This window comes from Rhodanobacter glycinis, from assembly GCF_900114325.1.
In the GTDB taxonomy this organism is placed as follows: Bacteria; Pseudomonadota; Gammaproteobacteria; order Xanthomonadales; family Rhodanobacteraceae; genus Rhodanobacter_A; species Rhodanobacter_A glycinis.
The window spans coordinates 219,607-238,774 of the sequence record NZ_FOSR01000005.1 but is presented as its reverse complement, the minus strand read 5'-3'; the positions used below and the strand labels follow the sequence as shown (position 1 = coordinate 238,774).

Sequence of the window (19,168 nt, the reverse complement as noted above, 5' to 3'; positions counted from 1 at the left end):
TCCTTCAGTAATGCCCCCATTCTACGGATTTGGACTGAAGGGCTGCTTGCGCGGAAAATCGGCACGCCCCCCTCCACGAGTTGCCACCATGACGTATCGCCCTGCCCTCGCCCTGTCCCTGCTGCTTGCCGCAAGCCTGCCGCTGCATGCACAGCAGACCAACACGCTGCGCCAGCAAATGGGAGCGACGGCCTACCAGCGCGCCGGGCTGGACAAGCTCAACGCCGGCGAACGGGACTATCTCGCCACCTGGCTGTCCACGCACGCCAGCGAACTCGCCGCCGCAGTGCCGGCGTCGGCCGCTCCCACTGCCACCGCAGCCACGCATGCCGCCCCCGCGCACGCCACGGTGGAAAGCCACATCGCCGGCCATTTCAACGGCTGGCAACCCGGCGCCGTACTGGTGCTGGCCAACGGCCAGCGCTGGCGCGTGGCGGACGACAGTTCGCTCAACACCGGAAGGACGCTCGATGCACCGGCAGTCACCATCAAGCCCGGCCTGCTCGGTGGCTGGCTGCTGAAGGTGAAGGGCTACAACACCAGTGCGCGGGTGCAGCCGGCGAATTGAGTGGCGAGGTTTACTCCCTCTCCCCTCCGGGGAGAGGGCTGGGGTGAGGGGCCAACCTCGCGGAAGCCTTGTTTCAGGGCACGCTTCGATTTGAGGCTGTCGCGAGCACCCACCCCTCACCTCAATCCTCTCCCCGAAGGGGAGAGGAGGCAATCGGGCCGGACGGGTTCGCGATCGGGCAAGCCTGCCGCAACTTGTGCGAAGAGGCTTCGGCTAGGCTGGTTTTATAAGAGCGCTGGCTTTTGCCAGACGCTTCGCGGACACCGGCTCGGCGGTCTTCAGTTCCTGCGCGAACAGCGACACGCGCCATTCCTCGATCAGCCAGCGCAGTTCATCCAGGCCTTCGTCACCGGCGGCGCGGTGCTGCAGATACTCACGCCAGTACGGCATGACCTGCAGCATGCGCTGCTGGTCTTTCGCCGGATCCTGGCGCAGGCGCTCGGCACGCAAGCGCATGGCCTTGAGGTAGCGCGGCAGGTGCGCCAGCCGCGCCGGCGGCAATTCGCGCAGCAGGCCCGGCGCGAGCAATACGTCGAGCTGTTCGCGCAAGTCGTCATAGCTGGCGCGGGCAAAGCCGATCAGCGGAGGTTCCAGCCATGGCTTCAATTCGGCTTGCGCTTCGATGATCGGCTCGGCCAGTTTCAGCCGCTCCACCGCAGCGCCGAACAGTTCGCGCGAGGCCTGCGCATGCAAGGCTTCGAACGCGCCAGCCGTGCGCACATCGAGATCGAGCCGCGCCATCATGTCGGCAACGCCGCCTTCGACCAGGTCTTCGCGCAGGCCATCCACGCCACCCAGCGGCGCGTACTTCAGCGCCAGCGGGTTGCCGATCGGCAAGCGTCGGCGCGCCTGCTTCAGGTCGCTGGCCAGCGCATTGCGCAACAGGCGCAGCACGCCGGCGACATGCGCCTCGGCCGCCTCGTCGCGGCGCTCGAACACGCGCAGCGCTACCGTCTCGCCGAGATCGACCAGCGCGGGGAAAGCCAGCAGGCCACCGGACGAACGCACGTCGCGCGGAATCTCCTCGAAATCCCAGCTGGCCACGTCTTCGCGCGTCAGCTCCACGTCGGTCTTGCGCGAGAACGCCTCGCGCGCCTGGCCTTCCCATTGCGCACGCAAGGCGGCCAGATCGCGACCCGCCGCCAGCGTACGGCCATTGTCGTCATGCAGGCGGAAACGCATGCGGAAATGCGGCGCCAGCTCGACGGCGGCAAATTCGCCCGCCTCGATATCCACGCCGGTGGCACGCTTCAGGAACGTGGCCAGCGCCTTGGTCAGCGGCTCGTCGCGCGACGCCTCTGCCTCGGCGAAAGCCCGCGCGAAATCCGGCGCGGGCACGAAGTTGCGGCGCAGCGCCTTGGGCAGGCCGCGGATCAGCTCGGCCACCTTGTCGGCCAGCAAGCCCGGCACCAGCCATTCGCAACGCGCCGCTGGCAGCGCATTGAGCATCGCCAGCGGCAGGTGCAAGGTGACGCCATCGGCCTCGTCGCCAGGCACGAAACGGTATTCGAGGCGATAGCGCTGCGCCGTCACCTTGTTGCCTGCCGGCTGGATGTCCAGCATCGCCGGGAAAGCCTTCGGATCGAGCCCGGCGCCACCCGCCATCACGTCGTCCAGCGACCAGCGCAGCGCGGCCTGCTCGGCGGGACGTGCACTGCGATACCACGCATCCAGCCCGCGACTGCTGGCAATGTCCTCCGGCAACTTGCCGCGGAAGAAATCGACCAGTTCGTCCTCGTGGCGAATCAAACCCTCGCGACGCTGCTTCGCCTCGATGCCGCGGGCATCCTCCAGCACGCGCTGGTTGGCGCGCACGAAATCGGCCTTTGAATCGATATCGCCACGCGCCAGCGCTTCGCGCAGGAAGATGTCATGCGCCAGCGCGGGGTCCTGTTTCTGGAATGTCACCGGCCGGCGTTCGACCAGGGTCAAACCGAACAGGCTGACCTGCTCGTAGGCCACCACGCAGCCGCGCTTTTTCGACCAGTGCGCATCGCGGCACGACATGCGCAGCAGGTGCGCCGCCTGTTGCTCGACCCACACCGGCTCGACCCGCGCATTGGCCATGCCCCAGACCTTGCCGCCCACGTCGAGGATCTGTGCGGAGAAGATCCAGTTCGGCGGCACTTTCGACAAGGCCGAACCGGGGAACACCTGGAACTTGCGCTCGCGCGTGCCCTGGTAGACGCCGCGCTCGTCCTTGCGGCCGACCTGGGTCGGCAGGCCGGCCAAGAGTGAGCGGTGGATCGTCTCGAAGAGGTGGTCCGCCGCAGCCTGTTGATCAACAACGCGCTCTTCGCCTTCGCCTCCTCTCCCCGTTGGGGAGAGGATTGAGGTGAGGGGCGGGTGCTTGCCAGAGCGCTCATGCGAAGCACGCTTGTTCCTGCCAGCGCTTCGCGAGCGTGGCCCCTCACCCCGGCCCTCTCGCCGCAGGGGAGAGGGAGAAACAGCATCACCGCCCCGCGATGAAGAGGGAGCAGAGCTCGACCACCCCAACTCCTTCACCACCAGCAACAGTTGCCGATGCAGCTCGCGCCACTCACGCATGCGCATGAAGCTGAGAAAGTGGCGTGAGCACCAGTCACGCAACTTCGACTGGGTGAACTCCTCGTGCGCGGCGTGATAATCGCGCCACAGGTTCAGCACACCCGCGAAATCGGACTTCGGATCGGCGAAAGCGGCATGCGCGGCATCGGCTTGCTGGCGGGCGTCGGCCGGGCGCTCGCGCGGGTCCTGGATGCTGAGGAAAGCCACCACTACCAGCAGTTCGCGCAGCGCTCCCAGCTTTTCCGCTTCCACCAGCATGCGCGCAAGCTGCACGTCGATCGGCAACCGCGCCAGCATGCGCCCGATCGGCGTGAGCACGCGCTGCTCGTCGATCGCCATGATTTCCGCCAGGCGCCGGTAGCCATCCGCCACCACGCGCGGATCGGGCGCGTCGAGGAACGGAAAGCCGTCGACCTCGCCCAGCTTCAGCGCCAGCATGCGCAGGATCACGTTGGCCAGCGAGGAACGCAGCAGCTCGGGATCGGAAAATTCGGGCCTCGCGTCGAAGTCGGCCTCGTCGTACAAGCGATAGCAGATGCCCGGGCCGATGCGACCGCAGCGGCCCTTGCGCTGATCCGCCGCGGCTTGCGACACCGACTCCACGTGCAGCCGCTCGATCTGGCTGCGCTGGCTGTAACGCTTGACGCGCGCGCTGCCGGTGTCGACCACGTAACGGATGCGCGGCACGGTGAGCGAGGTCTCGGCGACGTTGGTGGCCAGCACCACGCGCCGCTTCGGACCGGGCTTGAACACGCGATCCTGTTCGCTGGCGGACAGTCGCGCGTACAGCGGCAGGATTTCCGTCTCGCGGTATTGCCGGCGCGACAGCAGCAGATGCGCGTCGCGGATCTCGCGCTCGCCGGGCAGGAACACCAGCACGTCACCCGGGCCATGGCCCAGGCTGCGGTCGGCGATGATCTCGTCGAGCACGGCAGCCACGTGTTCGGCGCTGCCCTGCTGCATGCCCTGCCGCGATGACGCACCCTGCCCGCGACCGCCCTTCGCGGGCGCGGACACCACCTCGCCTCCCGGCGTCGCCGGCCCATCCACCGGTCGCCAGCGCAACTCCACCGGATACGCCCGCCCTTCCACCGACACCACCGGCGCGTCGCCGAAATGCTCGGCGAAACGCGCGGTGTCGATCGTGGCCGAGGTGACGATGATCTTCAGCTCCGGCCGCTTCAACGCCAGCCGTTTCAGATAGCCGAGCAGGAAGTCGATGTTGAGGCTGCGCTCGTGCGCTTCGTCTATGATGATCGTGTCGTAGGCCGACAACCACGGATCACCCTGCGTCTCGGCCAGCAGGATGCCGTCGGTCATGAACTTCACCAGCGTGCGCTCGCTCACCTGATCGGTGAAGCGCACCTGGAAACCCACCTGCTCGCCCAACTGGGTGCCCAGCTCCTCGGCCACCCGGCGTGCCACCGAACGTGCAGCCAAGCGGCGTGGCTGGGTGCAACCGATCAGACCGGCTTCGCCGCGACCGGCGGCCAGGCACAGCTTGGGCAATTGGGTGGTCTTGCCCGAACCGGTCTCGCCGGCGATCACCACGACCTGGTGCTCGCGGATCAGCTTGACGATGTCGTCGGCACGCGCAGTGATCGGCAGCGATTCGTCCAGCCGGATCGCCGGCTTCGCCTCGACCCGCGCGCGGCGCTTGGCCGCGGAAGCCTCGATATCGATACCCAGCGCCGCCAGCCTGGCGTCGTCGGGGCGCTTCGACAGCCCGCGCCACCGCCCCAGCAGGCGTCCGAAGTCGCGACTGCACACGCCATCAAGCGCCCGACGCATCTCGCGCAGGCGGGGATCGGTGGCGGTTCGGGCGTTGGCGTCGGGCTTCGTATTCATGCAGCCCGACATGATAGCCGGTGACTATCAGCGGCATCGCAAAGATTCATTTCCCCGTCACCGGGCGAGCCGCTAATGTCCATGGCGACGAAACGTTCTCCCATCGATACCCACAAGGAGCAACCCATGGCCCTGAACATCGGCATCGCCAAGAAAGACCGCGAGGTGGTGGCCAAGCACCTGTCCAAGCTGCTGGCCGACACCTATTCGCTGTACCTGAAGACGCACAGCTTCCACTGGAACGTGACCGGCCCGCAGTTCAACAGCCTGCACGCCATGTTCGAGACCCAATACAACGAACTGTGGCTGGCCGCCGATGAAGTGGCCGAGCGCATCCGCACGCTGGACGTGTTCGCCCCCGGCTCCTACAGCCAGTTCGGCAAGCTCACCTCGATCAAGGAAGAGTCCGGCGTGCCGGAATGGAAGGAAATGGTGAACCAGCTGGTCGAAGGCCACGAGATCGCCGCCGCCACCGCGCGCGACACGATCAAGGCGGCCGACAAGGCCGGCGACGAAGGCACTGCCGACATGGTCACCGGCCGCCTGAAGGAGCACGAGAAGACCGCCTGGATGCTGCGTTCGTTGCTGAAATGAGCTGACCAGCCGGTTTGCGACGCGCCCTCGCCGCCGTCCAGGCGCATGGGCGCGTCGCCCGGACAGGGGCCTGCCGGCACGACTTCACCCTCCCCGGGTTGCCAGCCCCTGACCTAGCGCTGACTGCATTTCCCACGTTTTATTGAGCGGACAACCACCGATTGGTTAAGCTCGCCGGGCTACGCCTGCCTCGGGAGAGGCACCCACGGGAATTTCCTTGAGCGCCACACCCTCCAATCCGCCACGTCGACCCTCGCTGTTTACGGCCATCCTGCTGGCATTGGTGGTGGCCGCCATGAATATCGGTTTGTGGTGGTGGAGCAACCTGCCGCACGGCCCGGAAGACTGGCACGGCCCCATCAACGGCTTCGCGGTGTCGCTGTTCCAGCGCTACCAGAACCCGCTGCAGAACGACTTTCCCAGCGACAAGCAGATCGCCGGCGACCTGCACCTGCTGCACAAGTACAGCGACAACATCCGCACCTACTCCATGCTGCAGAACCCGCAGGTGGTGCGGCTGGCGCACAAGGAAGGCCTGCACGTGCTGGCCGGTGCCTGGATCGACACGCGGTTGGAGAACAACGAGAAGGAGATCGAGGCGCTGATCGCGATGGCGCGGCGCTATCCGAAAACGATCACCCGGGTGATCGTCGGCAACGAGGTGCTGTTCCGCAACGACATCCCGCCGGCGCAGCTGATGGCCTATGTCGACCGCGTGCGCGCGGCGATCCGCCAGCCGGTGTCGGTGGCCGAGCCGGACTATATCTGGGTGAAATACCCGGAGCTGGTCAGCCATGTCGACTTCATCACCGTGCACCTGTTCCCGTACTGGAACGGCATCCCGCGCAAGGACGCCATCGGCGCCGCGCTGGGCAGCTACCAGCACCTGCGTCAGCTGTACCCGTACAAGCCGATCGTGGTGGGCGAGATCGGCTGGCCGTCGAACGGCGACCGCCACGAATACGCCGAGCCCTCCGTATCCAACGAGGCGATCTTCCTGCGCCAGTGGTTCAACGTGGCCAAGCGCGACCACATCGACTACTACGTGATGGAGGCGTTCGACCAGCCGTGGAAGGAGCAGCTCTCGGGCCGCACCGAAGCGTACTGGGGCATGTTCACCGCCGACCGCCAGTTGAAGTTCCCGTTCACCGGACCGGTCACCGAGGACACCGGCTGGCCGTGGAAGGCGCTGGCCGCCAGCCTGCTGGCACTGCTACCGATGCTGTGGTTCGCGCGGCGCTTCGCGCGCTTCAAGCTGACCGGGCGACTGTTCTTCTGCGGACTGATCCAGCTGGCCTGCACGCTGATCGTGTGGTCGGCCACGCTGCCGTTCAACTTCTACCTCGACTGGATCGACTGGACCATGCTGGTGCTGCTGTTCCCGGCCCAGCTGGCGATCCTGGCCATCCTGCTGATCAACGGCTTCGAGTTCACCGAGGTGCTGTGGCGGCGCGAGTGGATTCGCCACGCCGGCATGTTGCGACCGGATGCGCCGGAGAAGCAGCCGTTCGTATCCATCCATCTGGCCTGCTACAACGAGCCGCCGGAGATGGTCCAGCTCACCCTGGATTCACTGGCCGAGCTGGATTACGCCAACTACGAAGTGCTGGTGATCGACAACAACACCAAGGACCCGGCGGTATGGGGTCCGGTGAAGGAGTACTGCGAGAAGCTGGGCAAGCGCTTCCGCTTCTTCCACCTGGAACCGTGGCCGGGCTTCAAGGCCGGCGCGTTGAACTTCGGCCTGAAGGAAACCGCGCCCGAGGCCGACGTGGTAGCGGTGATCGATGCAGACTACGTGGTGCGCCCCGACTGGCTGGCCGCCCTCACCGGCCACTTCCACGACCCCAAGGTGGCCGTGGTGCAGTGCCCGCAGGCGCACCGCGATTTCGAGCACAACCGCTTCCGCCGCATGACCGCGTGGGAGTTCGACGGCTTCTTCCGCATCGGCATGCACCATCGCAACGAGCGCAACGCGATCATCCAGCACGGCACCATGACCATGGTCCGGCGCAGTGCGCTGGAAGGCACCGGCGGCTGGTCGGAATGGACCATCTGCGAGGATGCCGAGCTGGGCCTGCGGCTGATGCATGCCGGCTACGAGCTGGTCTACGTCGACGAGCTGATGGGCAAGGGCCTGACCCCGGCCGACTTCAAGGCGTACAAGAGCCAGCGCTATCGCTGGGCATTCGGTGCGATGCAGATCCTCAAGGGCCGCTGGAACTGGATGACGCAAAAGGGCCCGCTCACCGCCGGCCAGCGTTTCCACTTCCTCACCGGCTGGTTCAGCTGGTTCGCCGATGCGCTGCACCTGATCTTCACCCTGATGGCGATCTTCTGGACCGCCGGCATGGTGGCGTTCCCGAATCTGTTCAGCCTGCCGATGCAGCTGTTCCTGATTCCGGTGATCGGTTTCTTCTTCGCCAAGGCGATCTTCGGCATCGTGCTGTACCGGGCTCGCGTCCCCTGCGGCTGGTACGACACGCTGATGGCCTCGCTGGCCAGCATGGGCCTGTCGCACGCCATCGCGCGCGGCATCCTGCACGGACTGACTCGCGAAAAGACCTCGTTCGTGGTGACGGCGAAGAGCCGTCGCCTCGGCGAGAGCAGCCTCGCCGCGTTTGCCCCCGTACGCGAAGAAGGCCTGATGGCCTGCGCGCTGGTGTTGTGCATCATCGGCATGATCAAGGGCTTCGGCACGCGCTACATCGAGGGCGAGCTGTGGATCTTCATCCTGGCCGCGCAGTCGATCCCCTATTTCTCGGCGGTGATCGGTGCGTGGATCGCACATCGCTCGGGCGATGCAGCCGGCTGAGCCATCGGCCGCACCTGCTTTCATAAGAACCCAACGAACGCTGGGGTAAGCTACGCCTGCCCACACCCCCGAATGAGGACGGATCCCCTCACATGCGCCGCCGTTCCCGACGCCCGGGTCTCGCCCGTTGGGGCCTTGCCCTGCTCCTGCTGCTTCCGCTGTTCGCGCACGCGGGCGTGTTGCTGGTGGTGGATGGTGTCGAGGATCCGCTGAAGGGCGCCGTGGTTGCCGGCGTGGATCTCTCGCAATACGCCACGCGCGAGGTCAGCGACGCCCAGGTTCGTCGACTCTACGAGCGAGCGCCCGACCAGGCGAGCAAAGCGCTGCAACCGTATGGGTATTACGACGCCACCGTCACCGCCGACCTGAAGCGCGTCGGCAAGGACTGGCAGGTCACCTTGCACGTGAAGCCGGGCGAGCCAGTCAGGGTGACCGCCGTGGACATCCAGCTCGACAAGACCGCGCTGGCGATTCCCTCGATCCGCCATGCAGCACACAAGATCGAACGCCTCAAAGGCCAGCGCCTGGACGACGCCACCTACGATGCCGATCGCGATGCGCTCAGCGGCGCGCTTACCGCCGACGGTTTCCTCGATGCCAAACTGAAGGTGCACCGGGTGGAAGTGAATCGTGCCGAGCGCAGCGCCGTGGTGAAGCTGGCCTGGGAAGCAGGCACGCGCTATCACTACGGCAGCGTGCACTTCGAGGGCTCGCAATTCCGCAAAGGTTTCCTGCAACGCTACGTGCCGTTCAAGTCCGGTGACTATTTCTCGCAGAACCAGTTGCTCACGTTGCAGCAGGCCTTGAACGGCGCCGATTATTTCTCGGTGGTCAACGTGCTGCCCGACGTGGACACGGCGAAGCACGGTACCGTGGACGTCAACGTGCAGCTGGCGCCGGCCAAGCGCACCGTCTACACCGGCGGCCCGTTCTTCGGCACGGATACCGGCTTCGGCCTGCGTGGCGGCGTCGAGCGGCGCTGGGTCAACAATCGCGGCCACAAATGGAAGAACGAGATCGTGGTGGCGCAGCGGCTGAAGACGCTGTCCACGCTCTACTCCATTCCGATGCCCGGGCCGAATCAGCGCAGCTACAACTTCGGCGCCAATTACCGCGACGCCAATACCGACACCTCGCAATCACGCACGCTGGAACTGGTTGGCAACGAAACCCGGCAATGGCATGGCTGGGTGCGCACGCTGGGCGTGCACGCGCTGATCGGCACCTTCACCGTGGGCAAGCAAGGCAACGAACCGGACAACGCACCCGGCGTCGAGCACGGCCGCAGCAAGCTGGTGTTCGCCGAAGCCTCGCTCACCCGCAAGCACGCGGACAATCCGGATTTCGTGCGCCATGGCTGGTCACTCAGCCTGTACGCGCGCAGCACCGCCGGCACCCTGCTCTCCAGTGCCCGCTTCAGCCAGGTGACTGCCGACGCAAAATGGATCCAGGCCTTTACCCGGCGCGACCGGTTGATCCTGCGTGGCGCCATCGGCACCACCTGGACCAGCGACTTCGCGGCGCTGCCACCACAACTGCGCTACTTCGCCGGCGGCGACCGCTCGGTGCGCGGCTACGGCTTCCAGACCATCGGTCCGAAGAACAGCTACGGCCGCGTGATCGGCGGCCACAACCTGCTGGTGACCAGCGCCACGGTGGAGCACTACTTCACCCGCAACTGGGGCATTGCCGCCTTCGTCGATGCCGGCAACGCCTTCGACGGCTTCGACTATCGGCCGAAGGTCGGTACTGGCCTGGGTTTGCGCTGGCGCTCACCGGTAGGGTTGATCCGGGTTGACCTGGGCACGCCGATCCATGACAGGAATCGGCATGGGGTGGAGTTGCATATCGTGATCGGGCCGGATTTATGACTTGTTTTGCTGGCTTTGGCGTGGACGCTAGATTGCTCGCCTGCGGCGGGCTTTCGCTGCCCTGCCGGCCAGCGAGCCACCTTTCTTTGCTGGCCCACGCTACCGCCTGGAGCGGTAGCAAACAGCGAAACTGGCCCGAAGGGCGAAGGGCAGGATGCCCGGAGTCAAGAGAAGTAACCCAGAGAAATGGCCTGATGGAACCCGCCGACCCTACAAGCCTTGACGGTCAAGGTTTTTTGGAAATGGCGCGGCTCCTCTTGTTACACCGACGGCCACACCGCGCCGTCACCGATAACCGAGGCAAGAGAGGGGCTGCCGTCAGCTGCCACTCCCAGCTTTTCTCCGTGCAGCCGAACCGCTCCAATCTCGATTCACGCACCACACCCCTCACCGTCATTCCGGCGCAGGCCGGAATCCAGTCGAATACTCGTGCGAAGCACGCTCCTCCCATGGAAGCCCACGCATGAAGTGGCTCAAGCGCATCGCCATCGCCTTCGCCGCGTTGCTGCTGCTCGTGACGGTGCTGCTGTGGTGGTTGCTGGACACCGGCGCGGGGCTGCGTTTTGCGCTGGCGCGGGCACAAGGTGCGATGCATGGTGCGTTGACGGTGAATCATGCGCAGGGCCGCCTGCTCGGTCCGCTGGATGTGTCCGGCGTGCATTACGACGACGGCAACGGCACGGTGGTGATGCTGGCGAAAGCGCATCTCGAATGGCGCTTCTGGCCGCTGCTGGGCAAACGGCTGCATGTGATCAATCTCGACGTGGATGGCGTCGATGTGGCGCTGCCCAAGGCGAGCGAAGAAACACCGCCCAGTTCCGGCGGCTTTTCGCTGAAGCCGCCGATTGCGCTGGTGCTGGATCGCGTGCACGTCGCCAACGCGAAAATCAGCCAGGGCAGGCAACCGCTGTTTGCCGCCAACCAACTTGATCTTGCTGCGAGCTGGACCAACGCCGGCATCGCGGTGAAACAGCTCGGACTGCAGGCGCCCGACGGCCACGCCGAACTGGTGGGCCAGCTTGCCGTTGGCCGGCGCTACAAGGGTGACGGCAAGGCCGGCTTTGCCTGGCGCGTGGGTGACACCGAATACGCCGGTACGCTGACCGCCACCAGCGACGGCAAGCAAGCACATGCACAAATCGCCCTGACCAAGCCCACCACCGCCGCGCTCACGCTGGACCTCACCCAATCCAGCCAATGGCCGTGGACGGCCAAGCTGGACCTGCCGTCCTTCGACCCCAAGCCACTGCTCGGCGCCAGCTCGCTGCAGACGCTGGCAGCACACCTCAGCGGCAGCGGCGACAAGCTCGGCGGCACGTTGAACGGCCAGCTCGACCTCAACCATTACACGGTGCGCCTGCAACCGTTGAGCGCGCATTTCGACAGCGACTACAAAACCCTGCAACTGCAGCAGGTGCAGTTGTCCTCGCCACAGGTTCCCGGCACGCTCAACGTCAGTGGCACACTGCAGCTCGACGCGAAGCCGATGAGTGGCAACCTCGCCATCACATGGAAAAACCTGCAATTGCCGGCGGAACTGGTCGGCCAGGCGCTGGCCAGCCACGGCAGCCTCACCGCGCATGGCAGCGCCGAGCAATACCATGCCGAAGGCGACGTGGACATCGGACCGCCGGGCAAGCTCGCCAAGCTGGCGCTGAACCTGGACGGCACGCCGAAACTCGTCACCCTGCACACGCTGCAACTCAAGCAGGCGCAAGGCGGCCTCGATGCCAGCGGCACGCTGACCCTGCAGCCGGCACTGGCATGGAACGTCAAGGCCAGCGCGCAGAAGCTCGATCCCGGCCAGTTGTTCGCCGGCTGGAACGGCGCGCTGGATCTGGCGCTGGACAGCCAGGGCACGCTGACACCGCAAGGTCCCGAGGCCACGCTCGACCTGCACAAGCTCGTCGGCGAATTGCGCCAGCGCAAGGTGGAGGGCAGCGGCAAGCTGCACCTGTCGCCGAGCAAGGTGGTCGACGGCAAGCTGGCCTTGAATGCCGGCCAAAGCCACGTGCAGATCGACGCGAAGCCGGGCAACCGCAACGACATCCAGCTGACGCTCTCGGTCGCTTCGCTCGGCGACTGGTTGCCGGCTTCCGGTGGCCAGCTCGACGGCGGTTTCCGCGTGCAGGGCTTGTGGCCTTCGCTGAGCGTCAATGGCCACGTGCGCGGCAAGTCGCTGGTGTGGCAACAGCAGAAAGCCGACCAGTTGCTGTTGGTAGTCGGCGTGCCCGACATCAGCCATCCCGCCGGCAAGCTGGAGCTGGATACGACCAGCGTGCAGGCCGGCGGCCTGGCCTTCCAGAAGGTGAATCTGCTGGCTGAAGGCAGCCAGGCCACGCATCAGTTGAAGCTCGACGCGCAAGGCCAGCAACTTTCCGCACAACTGATCCTGCGCGGCGGCCTGAAAGGCTCGGCGTGGAACGGCACGCTGTCCACGCTCAACCTGCGCCCGCAGGGCATGCCCGAATGGCGCCTGCAGCAACCGGCGCGCCTGGCCTGGAACGATGGCGCGGCAAGCCTGTCCGAGTTGTGTCTGACCGCCGGCGATCCCCTGCTTTGCGTGGCCGCGAAGCAGGACAAGGGTGGCAATCTCGACGCCAGCTACCGCCTGCATGCACTGCCTTTGGCGCTGCTGGTGGATGCCGCAGGCATCGCCAATGTGCCGATGCGCGCCGATGGCAAACTGGACGGCAACGGCAAGCTGCACCGCAATGCCGCCGGCGCACTCAGCGGCAACGCCAGCATTACTTCCGCGCACGGCAGCATCACCTATACCGATCATCCAAGCCAACCGTTGTTGAGCTACGACGATCTCGCCGTGAATGCCACGCTGGCGCCTGCCTCGCAGCAAATCCAGGCACATGCGAAGCTGGATGGTGATGGCCGTCTGGATGGCCAGATAAACATCACCGGGAAGCAGCAGGCACTGGGGGGCCAGATCGAGCTTCACCTCAACCAGCTCGGTTTCGTCGAACTGCTCACCGATACCGTCGCCGACGTGAAGGGCAAGCTGGATGGCAGCTTCCAGCTTGGCGGCACGCTGGCGCAACCCGCGATCACCGGCAACGCCACGCTCGACGGCTTCGCGGCGGAAGTGCCCGATGCCGGGCTCAAGCTGGTCAAGGGCCACATGACGGTGCAGACCACCGATGCGAAGCAGTTTCGTATCGACGGCAGCGTGCAGTCCGGCGAAGGCACGCTCACCGTCGCCGGCACCACCGGCATAGGTGCCGCGGCACCTACCTCGATCACCCTCAAGGGCAGTCGCTTCACCGCCGCCGACATCCCCGCCGCCAAGGTGGTGATCTCGCCCGACCTGGTGGTGAAGCAGGATGCCGCCGGCATCAACGTCGGCGGCGGCGTCAGCATCGACAGTGCCGACGTGAACGTGGAGAAGCTGCCCGGCGGCGGTGCCAGCCAGGCCTCGCCCGACGTGGTGATCGTGGACCAGCCGCAGCAACCCACGGCCAGCTCGCCGGTGCCGATCACCGCCTCGGTGAAAGTGGATCTTGGCCATCGCACGCATGTGGTCGGAATGGGCTTGAATGGTCGCCTTGGCGGCGTACTCACCGTCAACGACCGCCCGGGCCGCGCCACCACCGGCCAGGGCCAGGTCAGCGTGAGCGGCACCTACAAGGCCTACGGCCAGAACCTGCACATCGAGCGCGGCCAGCTGCTGTTCGCCAGCACGCCCGTGGACAACCCCGGCCTCAACATCAAGGCCGTGCGCAAGCTCAACCCGAACGCCACCATCGACGAGGGCCAGGAAGTCGGCCTGCTGATCACCGGCACCGCACGGCGTCCCGTGCTTACGGTGTTCTCCAACCCGGTGATGGAACAGTCCGATGCCCTGTCCTACCTGGTCACCGGCAAGCCGCTGTCGCAGGTGAAGGGTGGCGAAGGCAACATGGTTGGCGCCGCCGCACAGGCACTGGGCTCGGCCACCGGCGACCTGCTGGCCAAGAGCATCGGTGCGAAGACCGGCCTGGACATGGGCGTGTCCAGCAGCGATGCGCTGGGTGGCAGCGCCGCCTTCACCGTCGGCAAGTACCTGTCGCCGCGGCTGTACCTCAGCTACGGCGTCGGCCTGTTCGACCCGGGCCAGGTCATCACGCTGCGCTTCCGCCTCAGCCACCGCTGGAATTTCGAGGCCGAGAACGCCACCGATTTCAGCCGCGCCAGCTTCAATTACCGCATCGAGAAATAGGTTTCCGACAGGACCGCGCAAGCCTGCCTTAACGCCTTTTTGCCAGGCTGCTGAACGGTCACCACGCCGCCGCGCGCGGCACCGTGGCCGCCCTTGAATTCGACAGCCGCCGTTCAATTCGTCGCCGGATACTGAGCGCGCCTGCTACCCCATGTCAGCAGGCATGCGGCAGCCGTTGCACGACTCTGTCGACCACGGACTGCACCACTCAATCGCAGTGCGGGAGACACCCGTGAACCGCCAACCCTGGATACGCAAGACCGCCGGCACACTGCTCTGTGCCAGCGTCGTGGCAATGGTCGGATGCAACAGCAACCAGCCATCCTCTCCCGCTCAACCGGCCGCATCGAGCTCGACCGCGGCACCGGCTGCCACGCCATACACACCGCCCAGTGCCGACCAGCTCTATCAGATGGTCGCGCCCATCGCGCTGTTCCCGGACAAGTTGATCGCTCAGGTACTGGCCGGCTCGACCTATCCCGACCAGATCACCCGTGCCGACAACGTGCTGGTGCAGAATCCGAACCTGAAAGGCGCCGACCTGCAGACCGCGATTGCCCAGCAACCGTGGGACCCGAGCGTGAAGGGCCTCACCGCGTTTCCCTCCGTGCTCGACCAGATGGCCAGGAACATCGACTGGACGACGGCGCTGGGCGAAGCCTACGTCAACGACCCCACCGACGTGATGAACGCGATCCAGGTCATGCGCCGGCGCGCCACGCAACACGGCAGCTTGCGCAGCTCGGCGCAGATGCGCGTCGTCACCCAGGCCGAGCCTGTGCAACCGGTCGACAACGTCAGTGGCGACAACAGCTATCCCGTCTACAACGGCCCGGCCGTGGTCCCCGCGCCCGAGCAGATCATCGAGATTCAGCCGGCCCAGCCCGATACCGTCTACGTGCCGCAGTACGACGCACAAACCGTGTACGGCGAAGAGCTGCCCAGCTACCCCGGTTACGTCTATGAGCGTCCGCGCGAATACAGCACGGGCCAGATGGTGACCGTCGGCGCCGTGAGCTTTGGCGTGGGCATCCTGGTAGGCGCGCTGCTCGAACACCATCACGATGAGGCCCGCTCGAACTACGGTTGGCAAAGCTGGGGCATGAACTGGGGTGCGCGCGGACGCGATGGCGAGCGCGGCGGCCACTACGGTGACTGGCAACGCCCGGCGGTGATCCACAACAACACCACCTACATCTCGCGTTCCACCACCGTGGTGAACCATTACGTCACCAACAACATCAACAACAGCCGCAACGTCATCTATAACCACAGCAACGTCAACAGCAACAACCAGCGCAACACCACGATCAACAACAATCAGCACAACGACAACCGCCGCATCGACAATCGACGCATCGACAACCGCGGCGAAGCCAACGCGCAAGCGTTCGCGATGAAGCCGGGCGAGCCCCGCGCCGCCATCGCCCGCACGCCGACGCAAGTTGCGCACAAGCCGATGAGCATGCCCGACTTTGGCGCGCGTGGAAGTCATGTGCCAGGCCCGCGCAGCGACGCCGTCGCCACCCGTCCAGCGGAATCCTCCGCGCGCCAGCGAGCGATCGCGCCAAGGCCGGAGGCCGCCAGGCTGCCGACCACACGCGGCAGCTACGACATGCGCCCTGCCGTGACGACCGCTCATGCGCGCCCGGTGACCGGGCCCACCCGCGGACACCTGCAACCCATGCCGCGGGTGGTGAACAGCCACACCACCGTGCCAGTCGCGCCGCGCGAGCCGCCAGTCCGTCATACCGCGCCACGGGCGATGCCGGAAGCGACGCACTCCCTGCCGCGCGCCCCGCAGCGGCCCGCCCCGGTGATGGAGCGTCCACACCCCGCGGCCCAATCGTTCCGCGCCGAACCGAGGCCGGAACCCGTGCGCCCCGTCGTGCGCGAGCAGGCCGCGCCGGTCCGCCACGAAAACGCACGCCCTTCCGCCCGTCCACAGCCACAGCGCAAGGCCGAGCCGCACGGGAAAGACGACAGGAAAGACGATCACGGGCATTGATCCCGGCGTCGGGGCCACGGACGGCCTCGTCCCCGCCGGCACGCCATCCTGGCTTCCGACAACCCGCCTTGGAAAAGCGGCCCGAGCCGGGTACACGAGCGAAGTCCCCCTCGCGGCAACGTGAACGCTTTCCGCGTCGCGGCGTGCCCTTCGCGCGTCCTGGTGGCATGCTTGCGCGACTTTTTCCTGTCGCTCGCGTTGCCATGTGACGCGAGCCTCCCAAGTTCACGAGGTGACTCACATGCAACGCACACGATGGATTCTGGCCGCGGCTGTCGCCGCCGCGCTTTGTGGTTCCTCGGTCTGGGCGGCCACGCCTGCGCAGCAGGGCAATATCGGCATCGATCTGTCCGGCATCGACCACGCGGTAAAGCCGGGTGACAATTTCTTCGACTACGCCAACGGCGACTGGCTGAAGACGGCGAAGATCCCCGATGATCGCTCCAGCACCGGCACCTTTCTCAAGATCTACGAGCAGACCGAGAAGCACACCGCCGACCTGATTCGCAGCACGCGCGGCGACCACGCCGCCCCGGGCAGCAACGAGCGCAAGATCGCCGACTATTACGCCGCGTACATGAACGAGGCGAACATCGAGAAGCTGGGCCTGAAGCCGCTCAAGCACGAGCTGTCGGCCATCCACGACATCGACTCGAAGAACGATCTGGCCCGCGTGCTGGGCAGCCGTCTGCGCGCCGACGTCGATCCGATCAACGCCACCCACTTCCACACCCAGCACCTGTTCGGCCTGTTCGTCACGCAGGGCCTGGAAGATCCGTCGCAGCACGTCGCCTACCTGCTGCAAGGCGGCCTGGGCATGCCCAGCCGCGACTATTACCTGTCCACCGACCCGCACATGGTCGAGGCCCGCGGCAAGTACCAGACCTATGTCGTGGCGCTGCTGAAGCAGGCCGGCATCAAGGATGCGGACGCCAAGGCCAAGACCATCCTCGACCTGGAGACGAAGATCGCCAAGGCGCAGGAAAGCCTGCTCGACAGCGAGAACGTGCACAAGGCGAACAACCTGTGGAACATGGCCGATTTCGCCAAGAAGGCGCCAGGCCTGAACTGGACCGCCTACTTCGCCGCCGCCGGCCTCAGCGATCAGAAACAGATCGACGTGTGGCAGCCCAGCGCCATCACCGGCCTGTCCGCGCTGGTGGCCAGCGAGCCGCTGGACGCCTGGAAGGACCTGCTGACCTTCCACACCATCAACGCCGGGGCGCCGCTGCTGCCCAAGGCCTTTGCCGACCTCAGCTTCGACTTCTACGGCAAGAACCTGCAGGGCACGCCGCAACAGCAGCCGCGCTGGAAGCTTGCCGTGGGCGCCACCAACACCGACCTCGGCGATGCCGTGGGCGAGCTGTACGTGAAGAAATACTTCCCCGCCTCGTCCAAGGCCGAAGTGCAGCAGCTGGTGCAGAACCTGATCGCCGCGTTCGGTGAACGCATCGACACGCTGAGCTGGATGACTCCGGCCACGCGCGCCAGGGCCAAGGAAAAGCTCACCACGCTGAAGGTTGGCGTGGGCTATCCGGAAACCTGGCGCAACTACGCCTCGCTGGAGATCAAGCCCGATGATCCGCTCGGCAACCACCTGCGCGCAGTGAAGTTCGAATACGAACACCAGAAGGCCAAGCTCGGCCAGCCGGTGGATCGTGGCGAATGGTGGATGACGCCGCAGACGGTCAACGCGGTGAACCTGCCGCTGCAGAACGCGCTGAACTTCCCCGCCGCGATCCTGCAACCGCCGTTCTTCGATCCGAAGTCCGACGCCGCCGCCAACTACGGTGCCATCGGCGCCATCATCGGCCACGAGATCAGCCACAGCTTCGACAACACCGGTTCCGAGTTCGATGCGCCAGGCAAAATGGAGAACTGGTGGACGCCGGCCGACCTGGCCCACTTCAAGGCGGCCACCCAGCAGTTGGCCAAGCAGTTCGACCAGTACGAAGCGCTGCCCGGCGTGCACGTCAACGGCGAGCTGACCCTGGGCGAGGACATCGCCGACGTTTCCGGCCTCACCATCGCCTACATCGCCTATCACAAGTCGCTGGACGGCAAGCCGGCGCCGGTGATCGACGGCCTTACCGGCGACCAACGCTTTTTCCTCGCCTTCGGCCAGGCCTGGCGTTCGAAGATCCGCGATGCCGCGCTGCGCCAGCGCCTCAGCACCGACGTGCACGCGCCCGCGCAGTTCCGCGCGCTGACCGTGCGCAACCTCGACGCGTGGTACCCCGCGTTCAAGGTGAAGCCGGGCCAGAAGCTGTATCTGAAGCCCGATCAGCGCGTGAAGATCTGGTAAGCCGATTCACGCACTGAAAAGACCAAGGGGCCGCATGCGAATGCGGCCCCTTGTTTTTGGGCTCGCCCGGTAACGCCCATGAAGCTGGCCCGCCACTCCACCAAGGCATCCGGGATGCATTGCACTTGGCTCGGCATCGACGTATAACATACGTTATAACAATCCGTTGGAGGCCACCATGAAACTCAAGATCACCACCATCGGCAACTCCGCCGGGGTCATCCTGCCGCGCGAGCTGCTGGCCCGCCTGCGCCTGGAAAAAGGCGACGAACTGTTCGCACTGGAAACCCCCGACGGCATCCGCCTCACCACCTACGACCCCACCCTGGCCAAGCAGATGGAAGTGGCCGAGGAGGTCATGCGCAAGCGACGTACGCTTCTGCACAAACTGGCGCAGTAGGT

The 19,168-nt window shown here is 65.8% G+C and carries 9 protein-coding genes; 8 read left to right on the top strand and 1 reads right to left on the bottom strand.

The window, feature by feature from the left end:
* Positions 1-88: 88 nt before the first annotated feature.
* The gene (locus BMY90_RS07855; RefSeq protein ID WP_008210488.1) at positions 89-568 is read left to right on the top strand and encodes a hypothetical protein; all 480 of its coding nucleotides are present in this window, start codon (positions 89-91) and stop codon (positions 566-568) included.
* A 213-nt stretch (positions 569-781) separates the two neighbouring features.
* On the opposite strand, the gene hrpA is transcribed toward BMY90_RS07855, so the two are convergent.
* Complete coding sequence (gene hrpA, locus BMY90_RS07850) at positions 782-4,963, bottom strand: ATP-dependent RNA helicase HrpA (RefSeq protein ID WP_092703009.1); 4,182 nt, start codon at positions 4,961-4,963, stop codon at positions 782-784.
* A gap of 126 nt (positions 4,964-5,089) precedes the next feature.
* On the opposite strand from hrpA, the gene BMY90_RS07845 reads away from it, so the two are divergent.
* The 7 genes from BMY90_RS07845 to BMY90_RS07815 all read left to right on the top strand — a co-directional run bounded on the left by BMY90_RS07845 (position 5,090) and on the right by BMY90_RS07815 (position 19,166).
* On the top strand, positions 5,090-5,557 hold the full coding sequence (locus BMY90_RS07845) for a Dps family protein (protein ID WP_008210481.1): 468 nt from the start codon (positions 5,090-5,092) through the stop codon (positions 5,555-5,557).
* 295 nt (positions 5,558-5,852) lie between these two features.
* Positions 5,853-8,372 carry a glycosyltransferase family 2 protein gene (locus BMY90_RS07840; protein WP_425438651.1) on the top strand — a complete coding sequence of 840 codons (2,520 nt, stop codon included), beginning with the start codon at positions 5,853-5,855 and terminating at the stop codon, positions 8,370-8,372.
* A gap of 92 nt (positions 8,373-8,464) precedes the next feature.
* Positions 8,465-10,243, top strand: coding sequence for an autotransporter assembly complex protein TamA (locus BMY90_RS07835; RefSeq protein ID WP_092703005.1), 1,779 nt, complete (start codon positions 8,465-8,467; stop codon positions 10,241-10,243).
* A 463-nt stretch (positions 10,244-10,706) separates the two neighbouring features.
* Positions 10,707-14,453 (top strand): translocation/assembly module TamB domain-containing protein, encoded by a 3,747-nt coding sequence (locus tag BMY90_RS07830; protein ID WP_092703003.1) that lies wholly within the window; start codon positions 10,707-10,709, stop codon positions 14,451-14,453.
* A 232-nt stretch (positions 14,454-14,685) separates the two neighbouring features.
* The gene (locus BMY90_RS07825; protein WP_217638561.1) at positions 14,686-16,461 is read left to right on the top strand and encodes a DUF3300 domain-containing protein; all 1,776 of its coding nucleotides are present in this window, start codon (positions 14,686-14,688) and stop codon (positions 16,459-16,461) included.
* A 241-nt stretch (positions 16,462-16,702) separates the two neighbouring features.
* Positions 16,703-18,766 carry a M13 family metallopeptidase gene (locus tag BMY90_RS07820; protein WP_092703000.1) on the top strand — a complete coding sequence of 688 codons (2,064 nt, stop codon included), beginning with the start codon at positions 16,703-16,705 and terminating at the stop codon, positions 18,764-18,766.
* 178 nt (positions 18,767-18,944) lie between these two features.
* Positions 18,945-19,166 carry an AbrB/MazE/SpoVT family DNA-binding domain-containing protein gene (locus BMY90_RS07815; RefSeq protein WP_008210470.1) on the top strand — a complete coding sequence of 74 codons (222 nt, stop codon included), beginning with the start codon at positions 18,945-18,947 and terminating at the stop codon, positions 19,164-19,166.
* Positions 19,167-19,168: the final 2 nt, after the last annotated feature.